Origin of the sequence: Prevotella sp. AM23-5, from assembly GCF_003473645.1 — a bacterium.
Lineage (GTDB): Bacteria > Bacteroidota > Bacteroidia > Bacteroidales > Bacteroidaceae > Prevotella > Prevotella copri_A.
Window position 1 is genome coordinate 1 of sequence record NZ_QUCG01000096.1, and the last position, 8,915, is coordinate 8,915.

The window sequence follows — 8,915 nt, forward strand, 5'->3', positions numbered from 1 at the left end:
CGATTACATAAGAATTAACAGAGTATTGCCTATAGGAAAAAGCCTTTATCTCCTATGGAAAATGTTTTTATGACTAGAAGAAAGTTCCGTTCAACGTCGTTGAACCGACATTCAACGTCGCTGAACGTACATTCAACGTCGGCGAACGGAGATTCAACGTCTCTGAACGAAGTATTCTATTAGGTACAGGAACATTTTCCTTTAAAGGTAGAAACAAATTCCCTTAAAGGAAGAATTATTTTTCCTTAAGGGTAGAAACAATTTTCCTTAAGGGCAGATACAAATTCCCTTAAGAGTAGAAACAATTTCCCTTAAGGGTAGAAACTAATTCGACCTGTACGGTTGAAATTACCCAATACGCCCTGAAAGGGCAGAAGCTCTTAGCCCAGGGCATCGCCCTGGGTAATTATGAACGCACCCCCGACGCCCTGTAAGGGCAAAAGCTTTAAAGAATAAGGCTATCTCTTAAATCCTTGAAATCACGAAACTGTAAGGAATCTATTCCAGAACCCTTACAATTCCCCCGTCATTCTACCTAGAAACTATGATTTTATTACCTTTTGCAAGTTTTATGAGTTAAAAATCTATTAAAACGTCACGTATTTCAAGAAAAAGCTATACTTTTGCAACCGGAAATAGATATCTAGAAGGAATTATCCAAAATAAACAACAATATAAAAGAAATAAATACATCAAATGAAAAAGTTTAGAGCAGCCGTAGTAGGTTACGGCAACATCGGTAAATTTACAGTAGAAGCTCTCGAAGCAGCTCCTGATTTCGAGATCGCAGGTATCGTTCGTCGCCAGGGTGCTAAGGACAAACCAGCAGAGTTGGCTAACTATGAGGTAGTAGATGACATCACCAAGTTGAAGGATGTGGATGTTGCTATCCTCGCTACTCCTACCCGTTCTTGCCCTGAGTATGCAGAGAAGATCGTTTCACTCGGCATCAACACCGTAGATAGCTACGATATCCATACAGGTATTCTTGATTACCGCACCAAGCAGATGGAGAACTGCAAGAAGGCTGGCAAGGTGAGTGTAATCTCTGCCGGTTGGGACCCAGGTTCAGACTCTATCGTACGTGTATTGATGGAAAGTCTGGCTCCAAAGGGATTGACCTATACCAACTTCGGTCCTGGTATGAGCATGGGACACTCTGTTTGCGTTCGTGGCAAGAAGGGTGTCAAGGAAGCTCTCTCTGTTACAATCCCATTGGGCGAGGGTATCCACCGCCGTATGGTTTATGTAGAGTTGGAGGAAGGTGCCAAGCTTGAGGATGTAACTGCAGAGATCAAGGCTGACCCATACTTCGCTCATGATGAGACTCACGTATTCGCCGTAGCATCTGTAGATGATGTAAAGGATATGGGTCATGGTGTGAACCTCGTTCGCAAGGGTGTATCTGGCAAGACTCAGAACCAGCGTTTCGAGTTCAATATGAGCATCAACAACCCTGCCCTCACCGCTCAGGTTCTGGTTAACGTGGCTCGCGCTTCATTCCGTCTCCAGCCAGGTTGCTATACCATGCCAGAGATTCCTGTCATCGACATGTTGCCAGGTACCCGTGAGGAAGTCGTTGCTACACTCGTGTAATTATTGAGAAATAAATATATACATTAACGGCTCGCAAGAAATCGAAACTTCTTGCGAGCCGTTTTGTGTATTAACATCTGAACTGGGGCGATAGCTCCTAAAAAACGAGTTATCGCCCTAATCCAAGCATATTTTTAAAGGAACAACCTTTTCGTTTGCGGAGAAAAAGTGGCAATATTGCCAAAAAAATGACGTAAGATCGCCATTTTTAAGGGAAAAAACCGTATCTTTGCAGCGAAAAAGTGGCAACATTGCCAAAAAAATGACGTAAGAGAAAAGAATATGCAGATAAAAAGAAACTTCTATTTACAACAGCTCATCAGCGGGAAGCAGAATGGGCTGATAAAAATTATTACCGGCATCAGACGATGTGGAAAGTCGTATCTACTCTTTACGCTTTTCAAGCAACATCTGATTGCCAATGCTGTGCTCGAAGACCACATCATCCAGATAGCACTCGATGACATCGAAAATGCAGAACTCAGAGAGCCACTCACACTCTACAGATACATCAAAGCCAAGATGATTGATGATGACTTGTACTATATTCTTCTCGACGAAGTACAGCTGGTTCCTAGATTCGAGGAAGTGCTCAACAGCCTGCTCCGCATTGAGAATGCTGACGTATACGTAACAGGCAGCAACTCCAAATTTCTGTCGAGCGACATCATCACCGAGTTTCGTGGTCGAGGCGATGAGATACACCTCTACCCTCTCTCCTTGGCAGAATATTGTGAAGGCACAGGACAAAATCCTAGAGATGCTTGGAAAGACTATTATACCTATGGGGGTCTTCCACATGTTCTAGCATTAGATACTGAGAAGAAGAAGTTAGACTATCTTACCAACCTCTTCGAGAGCGTATATCTGATAGATATTCTTGAGCGACATAAGATTAAGAACAAGGCTGAGTTTGAGGAGTTGATAAGAATCATTGCTTCAGGTATCGGCGCACCAACCAATCCTGCCAAACTATCGAACACATTTAAGAGCGTAAAGAAGATAGGCATCAGCCCTGCTACCATCGACCGGTATCTAGACTACATGCAAGATGCCTTCCTCATCGAAAAGGCTATCCGTTTCGATATCAAGGGCAAGAAGTACATAGGCAACTTATCAAAATTCTATTTTTCCGACCTTGGCATCAGAAATGCAATATTAGGACTGCGCCAACAAGAGGAGACTCACATCATGGAGAACATCATATACAATGAATTGCGCCGCCGTGGATGCAAGGTGGATGTGGGCATGATGGAACAACGCTTCGTGGACAAAGATGGCAAATGGCAACGCAAACAGCTAGAAGTAGACTTTGTGGTGAACGAAGGAAGCCAAAGATATTACATCCAGTCTGCCCTAGCTCTGCCAGATGAGGAAAAACGCCAGCAAGAGATGGCTTCCTTGTTAAGAATCAACGATTCGTTCAAGAAGATTATCATCGTAAAAGATGACATCAAGCCATGGCGAGACGAGAACGGCATCCTCACCATGGGGCTTTTGGATTTCTTGATGAATCCAGATAGCCTGGTGATGTAAAAGATAAAAACGGCTCGCAAGATGGATTGCCCCATCTTGCGAACCGTTTTTTATCATAAGTGCAGCATTTATTATTCGTATGAACTACCATTCCATTTTTTAAGAATTTGGCGCTTCACACGATCCACCTTATTGAAATCTCTGGTTTCTACAAATTTAGCTACAGCCTGCGGCATTCACCCCATTGACAAGAACAGCACTTTCTCCGTTCTGTTCTTCTTTCCATTTCTTGAGTTGATCATATACTTTTCTTCTCATAATTTACACCTATCCTAGATTAATAATATCGGATAAATACACCTATCCGCGATTAATATTTTCCGTTTCTTACACCTATCCGCGATTATCGGATAGCACAAATATACACATATCCGCGATTATCTCCAAGGAAAAGCCAGTTTTTTAATATTTCTTAATCTTAAAAGGCTCGCAAGAAATCGAAACTTCTTGCGAGCCTTTTTTGTATTTATATCAGCTTTATCTATATTTTATCAAAAGCTTGTTCTTTGCTTATTCAAAGCTTCATTATTACTTCAACGCAGGCTCATTAGGCTTGGTTGACCAACCCCATGTCTGATAGCACTCAGAATTCTCAATAGAACCATCAGGAGAGAGCAACTCGATTTCGCGGATAGCGATTGGAGAGTTGTAGTGAGCCTCCATCCATGTATAACCATCATAAACTGGGTTGTTACCACGTACACGGAATGGGCAGAGATACTTACCATCCGCACGAGAAGAAACGTTAGCCTTCTCATTTACAGGTCCCTCAATCCAAGTAACCTTAGAATCATCCAAACCATTATTGGTAGCTATCTCGAACATGCTTGTCCAGAAGTTAACACCCTGAGGAATGTACTTCTTGGTCTTCAACTGATCCATAGCGCACCAACGAACGAGGTCGTCCCAACGCATACCTTCACCGATGAACTCGCAACGACGCTCACGACGGATGTTGTAGAGAGTCTTATCGGTAAGCAACTGACCATGAGAGTAAGCACCCCAGTCGGTCTCACCTTCCTTAGTCATATCAGTAGCAGCGATAGTCTTGTTATAGTCAGGGTCAACCAAAGCACGGTTACGGATAGCCTTCCAGTACTTCTGAGAAGTAGCATCAAGATTACCGTCACGCATATACTGAGCCTCCAGATAGTTAAGCAAAGCCTCTGTACCACGGAAGATAAAGATACCCTGTGTGCCGATCATCTTACCATTTACGTTCTGTGTCTTGTCGAAGTTCTCACCCTTACGCATACGATAACCAGTTACGTCCAACTGCTGCTCATGAGCAGCACCGATATAAGGAGTAAACTTCACACCCTCAGCCTGAGTGCTGAACAATGGCAACCAGTTGCTTTCGCCGAACAAGAACAACTGCAAACGACCATCGCGATCCTCTTTTACCTTGTCGATAGTCTCATCTCCATGATAGCCAGAGCCATCAGCATAAATAGGAAGACCATTAGCCATCACGAAGTTATCTACATAGCTCTTCATCAAACCATAGCAAGAACCACTGGTGATAAATGAAGCGATACCATTGGTCATAGCCGCTCCATCAATCTCACCGAATGCCTTCCACATCAGGATTTCATCCACACCAGACATATCCTGCAAAGCATACATCTCGAAGTATGGGTTGATACCTGCAACAGGAGAAGCTGGATCTACCTGATCAAGAACACCAGTGTTCTGAGCAAGAGTAATATTCTCAGCTACAGCTTTAGCTGCATCCATAGCCTGACCCAACAAGTTCTTAACATGCGCGTCAACATCAAATGTATAACCTGGATGAACCTTTGCTCCTGGCCACTCAGCATCACCTGGCACACGACCAGAGCCCTTGTGGTAGCGCTCATAAGAAGCCTCATACAAAGCTACACGAGACTTAACCAACTGAGCCACCTGCTTGTTGATACGGTTGTTGTTAGCAAAACCCTTATCCTTCAACATCTCGATAGCCTTATCAAGATCCTGCAAAATGAAGTCAGCCACCTCATTACGAGGCATACGCTTACCTACAGACAACAAGTCTTCCTGATTGTTTACAGGAACCTTTGTGATGATAGGATAATCACCATAAGTCTTCAAGCGAGCAAAATAAGTATATGCACGTGTGAAATACATCTCACCGATATAGTGCTTCACCAAATCCACGTTGGCAGTATATTTACCAGCCTCATACTTTGGCAGCACCTGCTCGAAGAAGTAGTTGCAGTTACGAATCAGATTTGTATTCAAGCTACCGCTATTGCCTGTCTTCCAGTTATCCACGGTATAAAGTGACTGTGAAGGGGAGTTGCCAATAGAGTTATCAGTGTTGTTATCATCCAAATATGGAGAACCGATGTTCCAAGCACCACCGCGGCCAAAAAGACCACCGTAATTTTGAATAGCATATGCACCGAGCTGGTCTGCATTAGCAAAATAATCATTTGCTGTTACCGCATTCTGTGGTGGGGTATCCAACCAATCATCGCAAGAAGAGAAGCCAACAGTAGCACTCACTAACAATGCGGCAGAAAATAATTTCTTATATGATAGTTTCATAATCATGACATTTTTAGAAGTTTACGTTAAGTCCGAATGATACGGTGCTCTGCAATGGGTAGGTCTTACCTGAACCACCATAGAGAGAACCGATGTTCTCAGGGTCAAAAATCTTGCTCAAGCTTGTGATTGTGAAGACATTCTCACAAGACATATAAACACGTACACTCTGCATACCAGCCTTAGAAGTAATGAACTTAGGCAAAGTATAACCGAATGTCAAGTTCTTCAGACGGCAGTAAGCACCATTCTGGAGATAACGTGTCTGAGTCTGTCTGTTACGACCACCCCAGAGAGGACGTGGATAGTATGCACCCTTGTTTTCTGGTGTCCAGTAATCCAAGTGTTCCTTGAATGCGTTAGACTGCCAGAATCCGCCCTGAGCACCCCAGAAGTAGATACCATCCAACCAAAGATCACGCTTCATAGTTCCCTGGAAGAACATACGGATATCGAATCCCTTCCAAGCTGCATCAAGATTCAGACCGAAGTTGAAACGTGGAGTATCATTACCAATGATACGAAGATCACCATGATCCTCCAATGTGTAGGCACCACTGTTTACATAACCGTCACCATCGAGGTCAGCATACATGATATCACCAGCACCCCAGTTAGAACCAAGAGCGCTCTGATTAACCTTTGCCAGATGAGCCTTCATTTCCTCATCAGTCTGTGCGATACCGATAGTTGTGTAACCCCAAATGTCACCCAACTTGCGACCCTTATAGTACTTGCCGAGATACTTGCTCTCATTTGGATAACGTGTTACTTCCTGCTGTGCATCAGAGATATTGAAGTTTACACCATACTTGAAGTCCTTGATATTATCGCGCCAACCAATCTGGAACTCAAAACCGTAAGACTTCATATCGCAGTTGTTCTCTGCAGGAACACCTGTACCCAATACAGAAGAAAGCTCAGGAGCAGGACCTACCATGTCGAGGGTGCTACGTACGAAGTACTCGAAAGATCCAGTGAGTCGGTTGTTCAAGAGACCGAAGTCAAGACCCACGTTCCAAGAACGAATAGTCTCCCAACCCAAGTTAGCACTTACAAGACCAGGATTGCTTGCCCAGTTAGGCAATGCACCACCAACAATCCAACCATACTTGGTACCTACGCCCAAAGAGCTATATGTAGGGTGCCATGATTTCAAGCGGGTATTACCCAGCTCACCCCATGAACCTCTCAACTTCAAGTTGGTGATAGTTGTTGCATCAGAAATCTTCTCGAAGAACTTCTCACGAGCAATGTTCCAACCTCCAGAGAAAGAAGGGAAAGTACCCCAACGCTTGCCACCTACGAAACGAGAAGAACCATCATAACGGATGTTAGCCTCGAACATATACTTATCAGCATAGTTGTAGTTCAAACGTCCGAAGAAGCCGGCTACAGCCATCTCGTCTGGGTGACCACTTACCTGGTCTGCAGCTGAACCTGTTGACAAGTAAGGAAGAGAAGGAGTGTAAAGACCGTCCTTCTGACCGCTGATATTACGTACTGCATACTTCTCGGCATTGAAACCGCCCATAATCTTGAAGTTATGGTCGCCGAATGAATGAGAGTAATCAGAATAGATGTTGGTAGCGTAGTAGTTCTCCTTATAAACATATTCGTTTACACGGGTCTGACCTGCTGCGTAATCGCTGCTACCCATAGCCCAAGGCATAGGAATAGCGTTGTTGTCGCAGTCGTAGTAGAATACAGGCAATACATCCCAGTGCTCCCAGTTGTTATATACACGGAGAGTTCCTTCTACATTGATGTGCCAATCCTTGATAGGCTCGAAAACGAATGCAAGCTGGTTAGTGAAGAAGTCCTTGTTCTTGGTCTGAATACCACCATTCTCCATCTGCTCCATTTCGTTCTCACTGATATAGTGACCATTAGGATCAGTTACTGGCTGAGTAGGGAACTTACGTGCCACATTGTGGAAGAACAAACCGTTCATATAGCTAGGACGCTCGAAGTCCTGGCGGGTCCAGCTTGTATTATAAGTTACCTTAGCCCACTTAGCGAGCTCTGTAGTAATCTTACCCTTCAATGTATAGCGGTTCAAACGGTCTTTACCAACATTGAGCAAACCGTTCTGTCCCAGGAAGTTACCACTGATATACCACTGAGTTTTGTCATTACCGCCATTGAGGCTGAGGTTGTGTTCCTGAGAAGTAGCCCAATCCTTGTAATATACGTCAAACCAGTTGGTGTTAGCATAAGAAGCATCCCAGCAGTTCCAAGTATTACTGTTAGGGTTTCTCTCTGTAGGATACTGAAGCTTGCCATCCATGTAATCCTGCATCTTCTGAATCTGAGCATCAGAGAAGTGAGCCTGTCCACCACCATTGATCTGGGCAGCATTCATCATCTTAGCATACTCAACAGAGTTTGCCATCTCAGGGATACCGATACCATGATTGAATCTCACGTTACCGCTATAGCTTACATTTACCTTACCCTTGTTACCATTCTTGGTTGTAACGAGGATCACACCGAATGCAGCACGAGAACCGTAAATAGAAGATGAAGCAGCATCCTTCAATACAGAGATGCTCTCAACGTCGTTAGGGTTAATGTTGGTCAAATCGCCTTCAACACCATCCACCAAAACAAGAGGAGAAGAGTTAGATCCGCTATTAAGGGTACCTGTACCACGGATATTGATGTTCATGGTACCATCAAGCGAACCACCAGAGTTGCTGACAGAAAGGTTCAAACCAGGAACCTCACCCTGCAACGCCTGAGTTACACTAGTAACAGGACGGTTTTCCAAAACGTCCTTGTTTACCATACTGACAGCACCTGTCACGTTAACCTTCTTCTGTGTACCGTAACCGACAACAACGACCTCGTTCAGGGTCTTGCTGTCTTCCTTCATGGTCAAATTGATTTCACCACCCTTCCATACCATCTCCACTGGTTCGAAGCCAATGTAGCTGATACAGATAGTTGCGCCACGATTTACATCAGAAAGAGCAAACTTACCATCGAAATCGGTGATGGTTCCACCTTGCTTTCCCTTAACTGTGACTGTAGCACCAATTACAGGCTCCCCTGTAGGGTCGATAATGGTACCAGTGCATTGTCCATCTTTGGACTGATTAGTTTCCTGGATACGAGTTCCCCCATAAGCCTGGGCTGGAGCCATACCAAGAGCCATAATCATAGTACTTACTGTGAATAGTTGTCTAATCATAAGATATAGTTCCTAAAATCCGCAACTATCATCCAAT

Annotated in this window: 4 protein-coding genes; 2 read left to right on the forward strand and 2 right to left on the reverse strand. The window is 44.0% G+C overall.

Annotated elements, in window-relative coordinates:
* Positions 1–696 precede the first annotated feature (696 nt).
* A complete protein-coding gene (locus DW657_RS15470) occupies positions 697–1,596 on the forward strand; it encodes a diaminopimelate dehydrogenase (RefSeq protein ID WP_118313331.1) in 900 nt (299 codons plus the stop codon).
* A 282-nt stretch (positions 1,597–1,878) separates the two neighbouring features.
* On the forward strand, positions 1,879–3,132 hold the full coding sequence (locus DW657_RS15475; RefSeq protein ID WP_118313332.1) for an ATP-binding protein: 1,254 nt from the start codon (positions 1,879–1,881) through the stop codon (positions 3,130–3,132).
* Between the two features lie 528 nt (positions 3,133–3,660).
* On the opposite strand, the gene DW657_RS15480 is transcribed toward DW657_RS15475, so the two are convergent.
* Together DW657_RS15480 and DW657_RS15485 are read right to left on the reverse strand one after the other, a co-directional pair.
* Positions 3,661–5,682, reverse strand: a complete 2,022-nt coding sequence (locus DW657_RS15480; RefSeq protein ID WP_118313334.1) for a RagB/SusD family nutrient uptake outer membrane protein — start codon at positions 5,680–5,682, stop codon at positions 3,661–3,663.
* A gap of 13 nt (positions 5,683–5,695) precedes the next feature.
* Positions 5,696–8,878 carry a TonB-dependent receptor gene (locus tag DW657_RS15485; protein WP_118313333.1) on the reverse strand — a complete coding sequence of 1,061 codons (3,183 nt, stop codon included), beginning with the start codon at positions 8,876–8,878 and terminating at the stop codon, positions 5,696–5,698.
* Between the last annotated feature and the right edge of the window lie 37 nt (positions 8,879–8,915).

What these genes read in the sequence shown, in the direction of transcription:
- DW657_RS15470 (WP_118313331.1), top strand. Translation starts at nt 697, where the DNA reads ATGAAAAAGTTTAGAGCAGCCGTAGTAGGTTACGGCAACATCGGTAAA.
- DW657_RS15475 (WP_118313332.1), top strand. Translation starts at nt 1,879, where the DNA reads ATGCAGATAAAAAGAAACTTCTATTTACAACAGCTCATCAGCGGGAAG.
- DW657_RS15480 (WP_118313334.1), bottom strand. Translation starts at nt 5,682, where the DNA reads ATGAAACTATCATATAAGAAATTATTTTCTGCCGCATTGTTAGTGAGT.
- DW657_RS15485 (WP_118313333.1), bottom strand. Translation starts at nt 8,878, where the DNA reads ATGATTAGACAACTATTCACAGTAAGTACTATGATTATGGCTCTTGGT.